We start from the raw sequence: 15,859 nt of genomic DNA on the forward strand, positions 1-15,859 counted from the left end.
TATCAGGAAGGCTGGATTGCTTTATCAATATCCGGCGTCAGTGGACGCCAGGAAATGAATATCCAGTCCCCTCCCGGAGAAATAAACACTTCCGAACCTGTTTCAGTTATGGAACTGAAAACACCGGTTGTACTCCCCCGGACATCACTAATTAAGAAATGGAGAGTTATCATGAAAAATATCGTATTAGCATCCTTGCTGGGCTTTGGCTTAATTTCTTCGGCCTGGGCCACTGAAACCGTGAATATCCATGAGCGGGTCAACAATGCACAGGCACCTGCTCACCAGATGCAGTCTGCTGCGGCTCCTGTCGGGATCCAGGGGACTGCACCTCGTATGGCCGGTATGGACCAGCATGAACAGGCCATTATTGCTCATGAAACCATGACGAACGGGTCGGCGGATGCGCACCAGAAAATGGTGGAAAGTCATCAGAGGATGATGGGAAGTCAGACCGTTTCCCCTACCGGGCCGTCGAAGTCATTAGCGGCAATGAATGAGCATGAAAGAGCTGCAGTTGCCCATGAATTTATGAATAACGGTCAGTCTGGCCCACATCAGGCCATGGCCGAAGCGCATCGTCGCATGCTCAGTGCAGGCTGACGGCGAGGGAAGTATCTGTGCTGTCCTTATTTCCTTGATAGATTTTTCCGTAACCGGATATATGGCAACATCTTTGCCCCCTACAGGGGGCATTTTTATCAGATTCTGCTACAGTTAACGGGCATCAACGCTAAAAGGATATTTTTTATGAAAGCCAGAAACACTTTATTTGCAGTATTAATGTTATCCCTGCCAGCGATTTCAGCAGAACATTCAGAAATGAAAATGACTGATATGTCTACCTCGGCTTCGTCACAGGAATATATGGCTGGCATGAAAGACATGCATGACAAAATGATGGCTGCCGTAAATGAGTCCGATCCCGACAAGGCTTTTGCGAAAGGCATGGTAGCGCACCATGAAGGGGCAATAGCAATGGCTGAGACCGAGCTCAAATACGGAAAAGATCCGAAAATGAGAAAGCTCGCGCAGGACATCATTAAAGCTCAAAAAGGTGAAATTGAGCAGATGAATAAATGGCTTGATAGTCAAAAGTAAACATTGTAGAAATGTCACGACAAGCGTGATTTTACATCGTTCCTGGGCGCGGGAGTCGGTTAATCTTTATATAATTCAAACCCGATTAATTTCGGGTTTTTACTACTCTGTACTCCGGTCCTTTGTTGAGGACCGGAATATATGCACCTGAGATGCTTATTTAATACATTATCTCGTCATGGATACAATGTCGCTCAGGATCTCAACCAGCTCGCTTCTCTCCTGCGTTCCGTCATGATAGGTTGATCTTGAGATGATTCTTTCTGATGTCATCTGAGGCCAGAATTTATCTAGTACATTATCGGGTTTCATTCCCACAGCCCGGCCGATTATTTTTTTAGCGTCACAGGTGTCCGTAAACGTGACGGCTACACCAGTAATTTCCTCGATAAGATCCGGGCACAGATAGTTTTCTATCTCACGTTTGCGCGTAGCGAAAAATACCTTACCGGCCTCCTCTACTTCTTTTTTACGCTTCTGGATGGACAGAACCTGTGCAGGGTCTCCCCCAATATCGGAGTCCAGAAATACGCACCAGGGAAGCCCCAGATCTTTGGCCAGATTCAATGTAACCCAGTGTTTGACGCTACCACACCCTCCTATGAGGACTGGCACTATTTTCACGTCCTCCAGAGAGGCTGGCAGCGCACCTGACTGTTTTAATGAACTGGCCGCATGCCTCAGGAAAGTAACATCCGACTTTCCCTCTACCAGAACAATCCCCTGCGCCCTTTCCATACCGGTCTCTGGCAGCACCCCCAGGCTTTCAGTGGCTTCCTTCAGCACTGCGTCATCCGGCATTTTTACTACGGGTTCACCCGCCTCATTTCGGGTAACATAACGTACGCCTTCGACAGGGATTAATCCGGCCAGCGCCGGGACATGAGTGGTGACGATAATCTGACGGTGCGGCTGGCCTGCCAGTGCCAGTAACGCTTTCATCAGCATCATCTGATAGTTCGGATGCTGTGACGTTTCAGGCTCCTCTATGGCATAAATCACATTTCTGGGCGTCCCCGCGACATTCTTTTCAGCCTCAGCCCGAAAAAAATTCAACAGGATAAGCCTCCTTATCCCGCTGCCGCGCTTATTGATGGGGATGCCATTTTCCCCGTCCAGGGTGAAATTGAAGGTCCACTTGGGTTTCTCCTTAAATCGTGGAGTCAGTTCACTGGCGAGTTCGGGGGCCATTTCACGTAATTTATCCAGCGTTCTCTGTGCGACATCCAGGACGCTGTCCTGAATCTCATTTTCCAGCGCTGTAATTTTGTCCTGCAGCGCAGCCTGAGCGTCTTTTACGGCCTGCTGTAAGGGGTTTTTAGCTTCGGAATCCCCGTCGCTGCTTTCCCTGTCGGCTTTGAAAATCGCATACGTGGGCAGCAAATCGAGGATCTTACCCCATAATGATTTTGTGTCGGTTCCGAACTCTTTATCGACATCCAGCATAATTTCCGAACAGGTATAGGGGGCTGCGGCTTCCCTGATGGCCTGACGCCATAACGATGCAGTGCGTTTATCCGCCACATTTTTTTCAACTTCTTTTCCCACCGCCTTGAGCTCAGAAATTTTCATGCCCAGTAAATTTCTCAGGGGCTCCTCATCCGGGTGGATGCAGCGGATGCAGGTCTGCTCCGGTTTTCCTGAGGTCGTTGCTTTAAACGTTTTGACGATTTCAAAATTGCCGTCCTCATTCAGCAGATGTTCTGAGGCGAGCGTGGTCTGCACCCTGTCGTCGATCATGATAAAATCGGGCAGGTCATCAAATTCACAGGCTATTTCAAAACGGCCGTCCCCTTCTCTTAGGCTGAAACAGTTCATGTCATTCTTGTCAGCCTTCATTCCTTCTGTTTCAAAAAAAATGGCTTTGTTGAATAAATCAGATTTCGGGTAAGTCTCCCCCGTAGCGGGTTGTGTTTTCAGGCAATACGCACGCTTTCAGGCATACCTGCTTTCGTCATTTTGTTCAGCGCTCGTACCAGGGCCATAGCCTCCGCAACCTGACCATCGTAGTCACGCAGCGTCAGTGAACCCCCGAACAGCTGTTTTACCCGGTACATCGCCGTTTCCGCTATCGAGCGACGGTTGTAATCTGTTGTCCATTTCCACCGCGCATTACTCCCGGTCATTCGCTGATTAGCCACTGCACGGTTACGGTCTGCATATTCACCGGGCCAGTAACCCGCACCTTTTCGGGGTGGGATAAGCGCGCTGATTTTCTTACGCCGCAGTTCATCGTGACAGAGCCGGGTGTCGTAAGCGCCGTCTGCCGATGCTGCCCTGATTTTTCTGTGAGTCTGCCGGATAAGACCCGGGAAGGCTTCTGAGTCCGTCACATTGTTCAGCGACAGGTCAGCGCAGATGATTTCATGTGTTTTACTGTCAACGGCGAGATGCAGCTTACGCCAGATACGGCGGCGTTCCTGGCCATGCTTTTTGACTTTCCACTCGCCTTCACCGAAGACCTTCAGCCCGGTGGAATCAATTACCAGGTGTGCGATTTCACCCCGGGTGGGCGTTTTGAAACTGACATTAACCGACTTTGCCCGCTTACTGACACTGGTGTAATCCGGGCAGCGCAACGGAACGTTCATCAGGGCAAAAATGGAATCAATAAAACCCTGCGCAGCGCGCAGGGTCAGCCGGAATACGCGTTTAATCACCAGAACGGTGGTGATGGCGAGATCAGAATAGCGCTGGGGCCTTCCCCGTGATGAAGGCGTTGCCGACTCATACCAGGCCTGAATCGCCCCATCATCCAGCCAGAAAGTGAGGGAGCCACGGTTGATGAGAGCTTTGTTGTAGGTGGACCAGTTGGTGATTCTGAACTTTTGCTTTGCCACGGAATGGTCTGTGTTGTCGGGAGGATGCGTGATCTGATCCTTCAACTCAGCAAAAGTTCGATTTATTCAACAAAGCCGTTTTACTGCTATAGCTTTGTATCGAAGTCCGCCTTCAGGAGTTCTCAAGGTCAGTAAAAAATCGGTTGTCATAACATTCAGAACTTCGACAGGTACTCCTCTTACTCCCCTCACCATAGGATGTTGAAAATGTAGATGATTTGCTATTTGTTGGGTAAGCCGGAGAGGAAAGAGTGGGAATTGTTCCCGGATATCAATCACCGAGTCATTAAACTCAGCCAGATAGAAAAAGTTACTTTCGACAGAAGAAAGGAGATGATGGTTTCGAAACGTCTTAAGGCCAAAGACTATCGAACGGTTTCCACGGGATTTAACGTCCTGAGCTCTAAGCCAGGGCTGATAACTTTGGCCATAGCCCACTCCTATGCCGTCACCTAGCGCATTTTCATAATCCAAATAGGATTTGAGACGCCTACCCCTAGCCATGATCGTACCCTAAAAACGACATTGATACGTACCTATATGTGCATTTTATAGTCTCCAACCCTATAACCACACATTCAGTAAGTATACAACATTAGCGTCGTTTTTTGAGAATGGTTACAACTTTAGTGCTTTGTGTACAACTTTATTGTCCTCGGACATCTGCCAGCGCCTGAGCACACGCCCAGGCACTTGCCCAGGCCCACTGGAAGTTATACCCGCCGAGCCAGCCGGTGACGTCCATCACTTCACCGATGAAGTAGAGCCCCGGCACGTTGCGCGCTTCCATGGTACGGGAAGAGAGCTCATTCGTGTCGACACCACCCAGCGTCACTTCCGCGGTGCGGTAGCCTTCCGTGCCGTTTGGCTGCACGCGCCAGTTTGTTAGCGTCTCGACCAGCGTTTCCTGCTCGCGGCTGTTAAGCTGCTTTAGCGACACGTCGGGGATCTGCCCCAGCACCTGCAAACATTCCACCAGACGCTTCGGCAGCTGCATTGCGAGGGTGTTTTTCAGGCTCTGATTCGGGTGCGCGGTACGCTGCTCGTTGAGGAAGGCATCCAGATCGCAATCGGGGAGCAGGTTAACCGTGACAAACTCTCCCGGCTGCCAGTAGCTGGAGATTTGCAGTACCGCCGGGCCGGAGAGGCCGCGATGGGTAAAGAGCAGGTTTTCGCGAAACACCGTGCCGTCTTCGGCGGTGATAACGGCGGGAACGGACACGCCAGACAGCGTCTGAAGCTGTTCCAGAAGCGGTTTATGCAGCGTGAACGGCACCAGCCCGGCGCGCGTAGGCAGGACTTTCAGGCCAAACTGCTCGGCGATTTTATAGCCGAACGGGGAAGCGCCCAGCCCCGGCATAGACAGGCCGCCGCTGGCAATCACCAGATTATCGGCGCTGACGGTTTCACCGTTGAGCTGCAGCGTGTAGCCCTGGTCATCGCGGGAAACGTCCAGCACTTCGGTGCGAAGGCGCATGACCACGCCGCCCTTCTCGCACTCGGCCACCAGCATATCGACAATCTGCTGGGCGGAGTCGTCGCAGAACAGCTGGCCCAGCGTCTTCTCATGCCATGCGATACCGTGCTTACCCACCAGGTCGATAAAGTCCCACTGGGTATAACGCGCCAGCGCAGATTTACAAAAATGACGGTTTTGGCTCAAATAGGCCGCGGGTTCAACATACAGGTTAGTAAAGTTGCAGCGCCCGCCGCCGGACATCAGGATCTTACGGCCTGGCTTTTTACCGTTATCCAGCAGCAGCACGCGACGACCCGCCTGTCCGGCCATTGCCGCACAAAACATACCCGCCGCACCGGCGCCAATTACCACGGCATCAAACCTTTCCACGTCAAAACCCTCTTTGTTAACTGCCGCGGATTGTAAAGTTTCCTCTGTGGTCACACCAGCGTAAAAAGATATTACAAAGCCATTCCATTGAAATTTAAAGAATATCCTTTCAGGCACTTTTCTCAATTCAGGTGGTATGTCAAAAAAAGTCTATATTTCACTTTGCCCGTTGCGCATTTGTCCTGGATAATGCGCCGCGTTCATGTCCTCAAAATGGCGTAACGTCCTATGCTACATTTGTTTGCCGGCCTGGATTTACATACCGGGCTTTTACTCTTGCTTGCTCTGGTTTTTGTACTGTTTTACGAAGCGATCAACGGCTTCCACGACACTGCAAACGCAGTAGCGACGGTTATCTACACTCGCGCAATGCGATCGCAGCTTGCGGTTGTTATGGCGGCGGTATTTAACTTTTTTGGTGTCCTCCTGGGCGGACTGAGCGTTGCGTATGCCATTGTGCATATGCTGCCAACAGATCTGCTGCTTAACGTAAGTTCTGGCCATGGCCTCGCTATGGTGTTCTCAATGCTGCTTGCTGCAATTATCTGGAACCTCGGTACCTGGTATTTCGGCCTGCCTGCATCCAGTTCTCACACCCTCATCGGCGCGATTATCGGTATCGGGTTAACCAACGCCCTCATGACCGGTACATCGGTTGTTGATGCGTTAAATATCCCGAAAGTACTGGGGATCTTTGCCTCTCTCATCGTCTCCCCTATCGTGGGTCTGGTGGTGGCGGGCGGGCTGATCTTCATCCTGCGTCGTTACTGGAGCAATACCAAAAAACGCTCCCGTATTCACCTGACGCCGGCAGAGCGTGAAAAGAAAGACGGCAAGAAAAAGCCGCCATTCTGGACGCGTATTGCCCTGATCATTTCCGCTATCGGCGTGGCTTTCTCACACGGCGCGAACGATGGTCAGAAAGGCATTGGTCTGGTGATGCTGGTACTGATCGGTGTTGCTCCGGCAGGCTTCGTGGTTAACATGAACGCCTCCGGCTACGAAATCACCCGTACCCGCGATGCGGTCAACAACGTTGAAACTTATTTCCAGCAGCACCCTGAGCTGCTGAAAAAAGCGACCGGCGTTGACCAGTTAATCCCGTCTCCGGAAGCCGGTGCCACGACTGCACCTGGCGAATTCCACTGCCATCCGGCTAACGCGATTAACGCGCTGGAACGTGCCAAAGGCATGCTGGGCAATATCGAAAGTTATGACAAACTGACCGTTGAGCAGCGTGGTCAGCTGCGTCGCATTATGCTGTGCATCTCTGATGTGACGGATAAAGTGGCGAAGCTGCCAGACGTGAATGCTGACGACCAGCGTCTCCTGAAGAAACTGAAAGGCGATATGCTCAATACCATCGAGTACGCGCCAATCTGGATCATCATGGCGGTCGCGCTGGCACTCGGTATCGGTACGATGATTGGCTGGCGCCGCGTGGCGACCACCATCGGCGAGAAGATCGGTAAGAAAGGCATGACCTATGCGCAGGGTATGTCCGCGCAGATGACGGCGGCAGTGTCTATCGGTCTGGCGAGCTACACCGGTATGCCGGTATCCACCACCCACGTACTCTCCTCGTCCGTGGCAGGTACCATGATTGTTGACGGTGGCGGCCTTCAGCGCAAAACCGTAACCAACATTCTGATGGCCTGGGTGTTCACCCTTCCGGCGTCCATCCTGCTGTCTGGCGGGCTGTACTGGATTTCGCTGAAGCTGATTTAATCGGTTAAAGGCGACAAAAAAGCGGGTCAGGAAACTGACCCGCTTTTTTTATGCTCAGTGCCAAATCATCAATGCAATCATGCTGACCACGACCAGCCCGCACAGGGCACTGGTCAAAATGAACTGACGACGCAGGCGCTCGCAGCGACGGATAAATTCTTCATCGTGATGATCGCGGTAGCGCTGGTAGTAGATATATCCCACCAGACGCATCTGTTTGCTGGGCTGTCCATGCGAGGTGAAGAACCCTCCACCGTCCACATACTGATAAAGCAACGGATCGCAACCACGAAGTACCACTAACAGCGCACGTAACGATGAGAAGTAGCGCGCCATATTCACTATGCAAACTACGCATAACGCCCAAAACAATGCGACGGTGCTAATCATACATCCTCCCCGGCGTCCGCCCACGAAGCAAGGCTTCTGAGCTACCGCACCCCAATGCCCTGACAGACAGTTCAGTGAAAGAATGACCAAAAGTCGATCCGGTTCGCGTTTTAATATCCGAACGGCTCATTTAATAGTGTAGGAGATCCGTTAATTTTTTTGCCACAAGGTTAATCGTTATCAACACCAAAGCTTGAAAAATATGTTTAACTGGGCCGTAATGAAAGCATCAGACGACGGCTTTCCCATTTAGTCATCGATAACTTAAGGAAGGAGTAACACTATGGCTTACAAACACATTCTCATCGCGGTAGACCTCTCCCCGGAGAGCAAAGTGCTGGTTGATAAAGCGGTATCCATGGCACGTCCCTACAACGCGAAAGTTTCCCTGATTCACGTTGATGTGAATTACTCCGACCTTTACACCGGTCTGATCGACGTCAATCTCGGCGACATGCAAAAACGCATCTCTGAAGAGACGCACCACGCCCTGAGCGAACTGTCCACCAACGCGGGCTACCCGATTACCGAAACCCTGAGCGGCAGCGGCGACCTGGGCCAGGTGCTGGTAGATGCGATCAAGAAATACGACATGGACCTGGTGGTGTGCGGTCACCACCAGGACTTCTGGAGCAAGCTGATGTCTTCCGCTCGCCAGCTGATTAATACCGTTCACGTGGATATGCTGATTGTTCCGCTGCGTGACGAAGAAGACGAGTAAGTGCAAAAAAGCCCGGTGGCGCTAACGCTTACCGGGCCTACAGGCGGCCCGAAATGTAGGCCGGGTAAGGCGAAGCCGCCACCCGGCTTTTTTATTCCGGTGTTCCCGAATAAATATCAAACCGGTGCCCTTTGGTGGTCACCGCATTGGTCGTGGCAACGTCCGCCAGGGGCGGCGCATAGTCAGGGCGCTTCACCACCACCCGCTTCGTCGCCAGCTGACGAGCCGGTTCCAGCAGGCCATCCGCATCCAGATCAGGCCCCACCAGAGACTGAAACACCCGCATCTCTTTCTTCACCAGCGCGCTTTTCTGCTTGTGCGGGAACATCGGGTCGAGATAGACGACCTGCGGGCGCGGGGTGATATCGGTCAGCGCCGTCAGGCTCGAGGCATGAATCAGCTGCAATCGTTCCTGCAACCACGGCCCGATTTCCGGGTCCGCGTAGCCACGCGTCAGACCATCGTCCAGCAACGCGGCCACCACCGGATTACGCTCCAGCATCCGCACATGACAGCCGACAGACGCCAGCACAAACGCATCGCGCCCCAGCCCCGCCGTGGCATCCACCACGTCCGGCAGATAGCTTCCTTTAATCCCAACCGCTTTCGCCACCGCTTCGCCGCGACCGCCGCCGAACTTGCGCCGGTGCGCCATGGCCCCGCCGACAAAATCGACAAAAATCCCGCCGAGCTTCGGTTCGTCGCGCTTACGTAATTCGAGATGTTCTGGTGTCATCACCAGCGCCATCAGGTTCTCTTCGTCGTGCTCCAGCCCCCAGCGGGCGGCCAGAACAGATAAGGCGCCGTCTCCGGCGCCTGTTTCATCCACTAAGCAGATCTTCACGTAACAATCAGCCTTTGATCCCGTAATGCTCAAGCATCGCGTCCAGCTGCGGCTCGCGCCCGCGGAAGCGTTTGAACAGCACCATTGGCTCTTCGGAACCGCCGCGGGTCAGGATGTTGTCGAGGAACGACTGACCGGTTTCGCGGTTGAAAATCCCCTCTTCTTCGAAACGAGAGAAGGCATCCGCCGCCAGCACGTCGGCCCACAGGTAGCTGTAGTACCCCGCCGCATAGCCGCCTGCGAAGATGTGGCTGAACGCGTGCGGGAAACGACCCCAGGTTGGCCCAGGGATCACCGCGACCTGCTTTTTAATCTCCGCCAGGGTTTCAAGGATTTTCGCCCCCTGCTCCGGGCTGAACTCGGCGTGCAGGCGGAAGTCGAACAGGCCGAACTCCAGCTGGCGCAGGATAAACATCGCCGCCTGGTAGTTCTTCGCCGCCAGCATTTTATCCAGCAGTTCTTTCGGCAGCGGTTCACCGGTCTCGTAGTGGCCGGAGATAAACGCCAGCGCGTCCGGCTCCCAGCACCAGTTTTCCATAAACTGGCTTGGCAGCTCGACCGCATCCCACGGCACTCCGCTGATGCCGGCCACGCCTGCGGTTTCGATGCGGGTCAGCATGTGGTGCAGGCCGTGACCGAACTCGTGGAACAGGGTGATCACTTCATCGTGGGTGAACAGCGCAGGTTTGCCGTTCACCGGACGGTTGAAGTTACAGGTCAGGTAGGCGACCGGCTTCTGCAGGGAACCGTCTGCTTTACGCATCTGGCCCACGCAGTCGTCCATCCACGCCCCGCCGCGCTTGTTCTCACGCGCGTAGAGATCGAGGTAGAAGCTGCCGCGCAGTTCGTTTTTCTCGTCATACAGCTCGAAGAAGCGCACGTCCGGATGCCAGACGTCGATATCGGTACGCTCTTTGGCAGTGATGCCATAGATGCGCTTCACCACTTCAAACAGGCCGTTAACGGCTTTGTTTTCCGGGAAGTACGGGCGCAGCTGCTCGTCGCTGATGCTGTAGAGGTGCTGCTTCTGTTTTTCGCTGTAGTAAGCAATGTCCCACGGCTGCAGCTCGTCCACGCCGAACTCCGCTTTCGCGAAGGCGCGCAGCTGGGCCAGCTCTTTTTCACCCTGCGGACGGGCGCGTTTCGCCAGATCGGTCAGGAAGTCGAGCACCTGCTGCGGGTTTTCCGCCATTTTGGTGGCGAGAGATTTGTCGGCGTAGTTTTCAAAGCCCAGCAGCTGCGCCAGCTCGTGGCGCAGGGCGAGGATTTCCGCCATGACCGGGCTGTTGTCCCACTTACCGGCATTCGGCCCCTGATCGGAAGCGCGGGTGCTGTAGGCGCGGTACATCTCTTCGCGAAGCGCCTGGTTGTCGCAGTAGGTCATCACCGGCAGATAGCTTGGGATATCCAGGGTTAACAGGAAGCCGTCCTGCTCTTTCGCTTCGGCCTGCGCTTTTGCTGCCGCCAGGGCGCTTTCCGGCATACCCGCCAGCTCTGCTTCGTCGGTAATCAGCTTCGTCCAGCCCATGGTGGCGTCGAGCACATTGTTGCTGTACTGGTTGCCCAGCTCGGACAGGCGCGCGGCGATTTCACCGTAGCGGGTCTGCTTCTCTTTTGGCAGGCCAATCCCGGACAGCTCAAAATCACGCAGGGCGTTATCGACCGATTTTTTCTGGGCGGTGTTCAGCTCGGCGTAGTGATCGCCGTCGCGCAGGTCGCGGTAGGCTTTGTAGAGCCCTTCGTGCTGGCCGACCCAGGTGCTGTACTCAGAGAGCAGCGGCAGGGTTTGCTCGTAGGCTTCACGCAGCTCCGGGCTGTTTTTTACCGAGTTCAGGTGGCTCACCGGGGAGAAGATACGCCCCAGCACGTCGTCCACTTCGGCCAGCGGCTGACACAGATTTTCCCAGGTGTACGGCCCGCCCTGCGCGACCACGCTTTCTACCGCCGCGCGGCAGTTGTCCAGCGATTGCGTAACCGCTGGAACCACATGCTCGGGGAGGATTTTAGAAAACGGTGGCAACGAAAAAGGCGTCAGTAATGGATTGGTCATAAACGCTGTCCTGTTGAAAGAGGTGAATGAAGCGCGCATCCGGCGCTGTGCATATGCGATCTAGAATGGGGTTAAGTGTAGAGGATTTCAATGCCAGACGTGGCGGAAAAGAGCCCGGTGGCGCTGCGCTTACCGGGCCTACGGGTAATCTGCGCCGTTCTGCTGTAAACTGTGGCAAATCGTCAATTCAGCGGAATATCATTACCTATGCTCAGTTATCGCCACAGCTTCCACGCAGGCAACCACGCCGACGTCCTTAAACACACCGTTCAGAGCCTGATCATCGAATCGCTCAAAGAGAAAGAGAAGCCGTTTCTCTATCTGGACACGCACGCGGGCGCGGGCCGTTATCAGCTGAGCGGCGAGCATGCCGAGCGTACCGGTGAATATCTGGAAGGGATCGCCCGCATCTGGCAGCAGGACGACCTGCCTGCCGAGCTGGAGCCGTACATCGGCGTGGTGAACCACTTCAACCGCAACGGCCAGCTGCGTTACTACCCGGGATCCCCGCTGATTGCCCGCCAGCTGCTGCGCGAGCAGGACAGCATCCAGCTGACCGAGCTGCATCCGAGCGACTTCCCGCTGCTGCGTTCTGAATTCCAGAAAGACAGCCGCGCCCGCGTGGAAAAAGCCGACGGCTATCAGCAGCTGAAAGCCAAGCTGCCGCCGGTTTCCCGTCGCGGCCTGATACTGATCGACCCGCCGTACGAAATCAAAACCGACTATCAGGCGGTGGTGACGGGTATTCACGAAGGCTACAAACGCTTCGCCACCGGGACATACGCCCTGTGGTATCCGGTGGTGCTGCGCGCGCAAATCAAGCGCATGATCAAAGACCTGGAAGCCACCGGCATCCGCAAAATCCTGCAGATCGAGCTGGCCGTGCGTCCGGACAGCGACCAGCGCGGCATGACCGCCTCGGGCATGATCGTCATTAACCCGCCGTGGAAGCTCGAAGCGCAGATGAACAACGTGCTGCCGTGGCTGCACAAAACGCTGGTGCCAGCCGGTACGGGTCATACCTCCGTCAGTTGGATCGTGCCGGAGTAATCGCAGCCATCGGTGGAAACTATTGATTTCAGGTATACAATCGCGGCAATTCACGATTAAGGACAAAAGCTATGACTAAGCATTATGACTACATCGCCATCGGCGGTGGCAGCGGCGGCATCGCCTCCATCAACCGCGCGGCCATGTACGGCCAGAAATGTGCGCTGATTGAAGCCAAAGCGCTGGGCGGCACCTGCGTGAACGTGGGTTGTGTACCGAAAAAGGTGATGTGGCATGCGGCGCAAATCCGTGAAGCTATCCATATGTATGGCCCGGACTACGGCTTTGACACCACCATCAACCACTTCGACTGGGACAAACTGATCGCCAGCCGTACCGCCTACATCGACCGTATTCACACCTCCTACGACAACGTGCTGGGGAAAAATAACGTCGACGTTATCCACGGTTTCGCCCGCTTTGTGGACGCGAAAACGATCGAAGTGAACGGTGAGACGATCACCGCCGATCACATCCTGATCGCTACCGGCGGCCGTCCGAGCCACCCGAACATCCCGGGCGTGGAATACGGCATCGACTCTGACGGTTTCTTCGAACTGCCTGCCCTGCCTAAGCGCGTTGCCGTGGTGGGCGCGGGTTACATCGCGGTGGAGCTGGCTGGCGTGATTAACGGTCTGGGCGCCGAAGCGCACCTGTTCGTGCGTAAACACGCGCCGCTGCGCAGCTTCGATCCGCTGATCGTTGATACGCTGGTTGAAGTGATGAACACCGAAGGCCCAACCCTGCATACCAACGCCGTGCCAAAAGCGGTGGTGAAAAATGCAGACGGCAGCCTGACGCTGGAGCTGGAGGATGGCCGCAGCCAGACCGTCGATTGCCTGATCTGGGCGATTGGCCGTGAACCGGCGAACGATAATTTCAACCTGGGCGTGACCGGCGTGAAAACCGACGAAAAAGGCTATATCGTCGTCGATAAATTCCAGAACACCAGCGTACCGGGCATTTATGCGGTCGGCGATAACACCGGTGCCGTTGAGCTTACCCCGGTTGCCGTTGCGGCGGGCCGCCGTCTCTCCGAGCGCCTGTTCAATAACAAGCCGGACGAGCATCTGGACTACAGCAACATCCCAACCGTGGTCTTCAGCCACCCGCCAATCGGCACCGTCGGCTTAACCGAGCCGCAGGCGCGCGAGCAGTATGGCGACGACCAGGTGAAAGTGTATAAATCCGCGTTTACCGCGATGTATACCGCCGTTACCTCCCACCGTCAGCCGTGCCGCATGAAGCTGGTCTGCGTCGGCCCGGACGAGAAGATTGTCGGTATCCACGGCATTGGCTTCGGCATGGATGAAATCCTGCAGGGCTTTGCGGTAGCGCTGAAGATGGGCGCGACCAAGAAAGACTTCGACAACACCGTGGCGATCCACCCAACGGCCGCCGAAGAGTTTGTCACCATGCGTTAATGCATAAGCCCCTCTCCGGAGGGGCATTTTTTTTTAACATTCATAAATCGTTGCAAAACGAATGCTCCGAAAATAGTGATCTACCGCACATATTCCTCCCCCTCTACCGAAGCGAATGTCTACGCTTATAAGACGCCCGGATAAACCTGTCTTTTGAACACACAACCGGAGGTCCCTATCACCATGTTCAACCAGAAACTACAGGCTACCGAGAACATCGAATTCGAGATTGCAGAAGAGCTGCGCTACGAGACCGATCCCTGCGAGTTGAAACTGGATGAAATGATTGAGGCGGAGCCGGAACCCGAAATGATCGAGGGGCTACCCGCCTCCGATGCGTTGACGCCCGCAGACCGCTATCTTGAACTGTTTGAGCACGTGCAGTCCTCGCGCCTGTTCACGGACAGCAAAACCTTTCCCGACTGCGCGCCGAAGATGGATCCGCTGGATATCCTGATCCGCTACCGCAAGGTCAGACGCCACCGGGATTTCGACCTGCGCCAGTTTGTGGAAAACCACTTCTGGCTGCCGGAGACCTACAGTACGGAATATGTCTCCGACCCCGGTCTGTCCCTCAAAGAGCACATTGACAGCCTGTGGCCAGTGCTGACGCGCGAGCCGCAGGATCATATTCCCTGGTCTTCCCTGCTGGCGCTGCCCCAAGCCTATATCGTTCCCGGCGGACGATTCAGCGAGACCTACTACTGGGATTCCTATTTCTCCATGCTGGGGCTGGCGGAGAGCGGTCGTAACGATCTGCTGAAATGTATGGCGGATAACTTCGCCTGGCTGATTGAACGCTACGGGCATATTCCCAACGGCAACCGTACCTATTATCTCAGCCGCTCCCAGCCGCCGGTCTTTGCGCTGATGGTGGAGCTGTTTGAGGAGGACGGCGTTCGCGGTGCGAAACGCTATCTGGAACACCTCAAAATGGAGTACGCCTTCTGGATGGACGGCGCGGAGTCGCTCCTGCTTAACCAGGCCTACCGCAGCGCCGTGCGTATGCCGGACGGCTCGTTGCTCAACCGCTACTGGGATGACCGTGATACCCCGCGCGATGAATCGTGGATTGAGGACGTGGAAACTGCCCGCCATTCGGGCCGTCCGCCAAACGAGGTGTATCGCGATCTGCGCGCCGGGGCGGCGTCCGGCTGGGACTATTCCTCCCGCTGGCTGCGCGATCCGTCGCGGCTCGCCAGCATCCGCACGACGCAGTTTATCCCCATCGACCTGAACGCCTTCCTGTACAAGCTGGAAAGCGCAATCGCCAACATCTCGGCGTCGAAAGGGGATAAAGAGACGGCCGACCTGTTCCGCCAGAAAGCCAGCGATCGCCGCGAGGCGGTGAACCGCTATCTGTGGGACGAGGAGAGCGGCTGTTACCGCGATTACGACTGGCGACGCGAAGAGCTGGCGCTGTTTTCTGCCGCCAGCATTGTGCCGCTGTATGTCGGCATGGCGACCCATGAGCAGGCCGAGCGCCTGTCTGATGCGGTCAAAGCGCGACTGCTGACGCCGGGCGGGATTCTGGCGACCGAGTACGAAACCGGCGAGCAGTGGGATAAACCCAACGGCTGGGCGCCGCTGCAGTGGATGGCGATCCAGGGGTTCAAGCAGTACGGCAACGACTCGCTGGGGGATGAAATCGCCTGGAGCTGGCTGCATACGGTGAACCATTTTTATCAGACGCATCATAAGCTGATTGAGAAGTACCACATCGCCAGCAGCACGCCGCGCGAAGGGGGCGGGGGTGAGTATCCGCTGCAGGATGGTTTCGGCTGGACGAACGGCGTGGTGCGGCGGCTGATTGGGTTGTATGGGGAGCCTTGAATAGGGTGCGGTCTGGTGCCCTCTCCCAC

13 protein-coding genes and 1 pseudogene are annotated in these 15,859 nt (G+C 55.2%); 7 read left to right on the forward strand and 7 right to left on the reverse strand.

The window, feature by feature from the left end; all coding sequences use genetic code 11:
- Positions 1-171 precede the first annotated feature (171 nt).
- Positions 172-603 (forward strand): silver-binding protein SilE, encoded by a 432-nt coding sequence (gene silE, locus FHC48_RS05460; protein WP_000790485.1) that lies wholly within the window; start codon positions 172-174, stop codon positions 601-603.
- Between the two features lie 147 nt (positions 604-750).
- Positions 751-1,101, forward strand: coding sequence for a DUF305 domain-containing protein (locus tag FHC48_RS05465; protein ID WP_000647571.1), 351 nt, complete (start codon positions 751-753; stop codon positions 1,099-1,101).
- A 168-nt stretch (positions 1,102-1,269) separates the two neighbouring features.
- On the opposite strand, the gene FHC48_RS05470 is transcribed toward FHC48_RS05465, so the two are convergent.
- The 4 genes and pseudogenes from FHC48_RS05470 to FHC48_RS05485 all read right to left on the reverse strand — a co-directional run bounded on the left by FHC48_RS05470 (position 1,270) and on the right by FHC48_RS05485 (position 5,790).
- Positions 1,270-3,021: an ATP-dependent nuclease gene (locus FHC48_RS05470; protein WP_404997226.1), complete on the reverse strand. Its 1,752-nt coding sequence runs from the start codon at positions 3,019-3,021 to the stop codon at positions 1,270-1,272.
- The gene (locus FHC48_RS05475) at positions 3,018-3,986 is read right to left on the reverse strand and encodes an IS5 family transposase (RefSeq protein WP_185949882.1); all 969 of its coding nucleotides are present in this window, start codon (positions 3,984-3,986) and stop codon (positions 3,018-3,020) included. Before FHC48_RS05475 ends, FHC48_RS05470 begins: the two co-directional genes overlap by 4 nt.
- A gap of 33 nt (positions 3,987-4,019) precedes the next feature.
- Positions 4,020-4,445 (reverse strand): annotated as a pseudogene (locus FHC48_RS05480) (TnsA endonuclease N-terminal domain-containing protein); the annotation flags it as partial.
- Positions 4,446-4,587: 142 nt separating this feature from the next.
- Positions 4,588-5,790, reverse strand: coding sequence for an NAD(P)/FAD-dependent oxidoreductase (locus FHC48_RS05485; RefSeq protein ID WP_046092622.1), 1,203 nt, complete (start codon positions 5,788-5,790; stop codon positions 4,588-4,590).
- 228 nt (positions 5,791-6,018) lie between these two features.
- On the opposite strand from FHC48_RS05485, the gene pitA reads away from it, so the two are divergent.
- Positions 6,019-7,518 (forward strand): inorganic phosphate transporter PitA, encoded by a 1,500-nt coding sequence (gene pitA / locus FHC48_RS05490; protein ID WP_008503116.1) that lies wholly within the window; start codon positions 6,019-6,021, stop codon positions 7,516-7,518.
- Between the two features lie 54 nt (positions 7,519-7,572).
- Here the strand turns inward: pitA and uspB are convergent, their stop codons facing one another.
- Positions 7,573-7,908 carry a universal stress protein UspB gene (uspB, locus tag FHC48_RS05495; RefSeq protein WP_003861224.1) on the reverse strand — a complete coding sequence of 112 codons (336 nt, stop codon included), beginning with the start codon at positions 7,906-7,908 and terminating at the stop codon, positions 7,573-7,575.
- A 283-nt stretch (positions 7,909-8,191) separates the two neighbouring features.
- On the opposite strand from uspB, the gene uspA reads away from it, so the two are divergent.
- Positions 8,192-8,629, forward strand: coding sequence for a universal stress protein UspA (gene uspA / locus FHC48_RS05500; RefSeq protein ID WP_003861223.1), 438 nt, complete (start codon positions 8,192-8,194; stop codon positions 8,627-8,629).
- A gap of 91 nt (positions 8,630-8,720) precedes the next feature.
- On the opposite strand, the gene rsmJ is transcribed toward uspA, so the two are convergent.
- Both rsmJ and prlC read right to left on the reverse strand, forming a co-directional pair.
- The gene (gene rsmJ / locus FHC48_RS05505) at positions 8,721-9,473 is read right to left on the reverse strand and encodes a 16S rRNA (guanine(1516)-N(2))-methyltransferase RsmJ (RefSeq protein WP_059363923.1); all 753 of its coding nucleotides are present in this window, start codon (positions 9,471-9,473) and stop codon (positions 8,721-8,723) included.
- Between the two features lie 7 nt (positions 9,474-9,480).
- Positions 9,481-11,523, reverse strand: a complete 2,043-nt coding sequence (prlC, locus tag FHC48_RS05510) for an oligopeptidase A (protein ID WP_059363924.1) — start codon at positions 11,521-11,523, stop codon at positions 9,481-9,483.
- Between the two features lie 207 nt (positions 11,524-11,730).
- Between prlC and FHC48_RS05515 the strand changes: the two genes are divergently transcribed.
- From FHC48_RS05515 to FHC48_RS05525, 3 genes are all read left to right on the forward strand, one after another.
- Positions 11,731-12,573 carry a 23S rRNA (adenine(2030)-N(6))-methyltransferase RlmJ gene (locus FHC48_RS05515; RefSeq protein WP_021242151.1) on the forward strand — a complete coding sequence of 281 codons (843 nt, stop codon included), beginning with the start codon at positions 11,731-11,733 and terminating at the stop codon, positions 12,571-12,573.
- A gap of 71 nt (positions 12,574-12,644) precedes the next feature.
- Complete coding sequence (gorA, locus tag FHC48_RS05520) at positions 12,645-13,997, forward strand: glutathione-disulfide reductase (protein WP_008503120.1); 1,353 nt, start codon at positions 12,645-12,647, stop codon at positions 13,995-13,997.
- Between the two features lie 183 nt (positions 13,998-14,180).
- Positions 14,181-15,830 carry an alpha,alpha-trehalase gene (locus FHC48_RS05525; RefSeq protein WP_008503121.1) on the forward strand — a complete coding sequence of 550 codons (1,650 nt, stop codon included), beginning with the start codon at positions 14,181-14,183 and terminating at the stop codon, positions 15,828-15,830.
- The last annotated feature ends 29 nt before the right edge of the window (positions 15,831-15,859 follow it).

This window comes from Enterobacter sp. EC_50 (assembly GCF_019584525.1).
GTDB lineage: Bacteria > Pseudomonadota > Gammaproteobacteria > Enterobacterales > Enterobacteriaceae > Enterobacter > Enterobacter roggenkampii.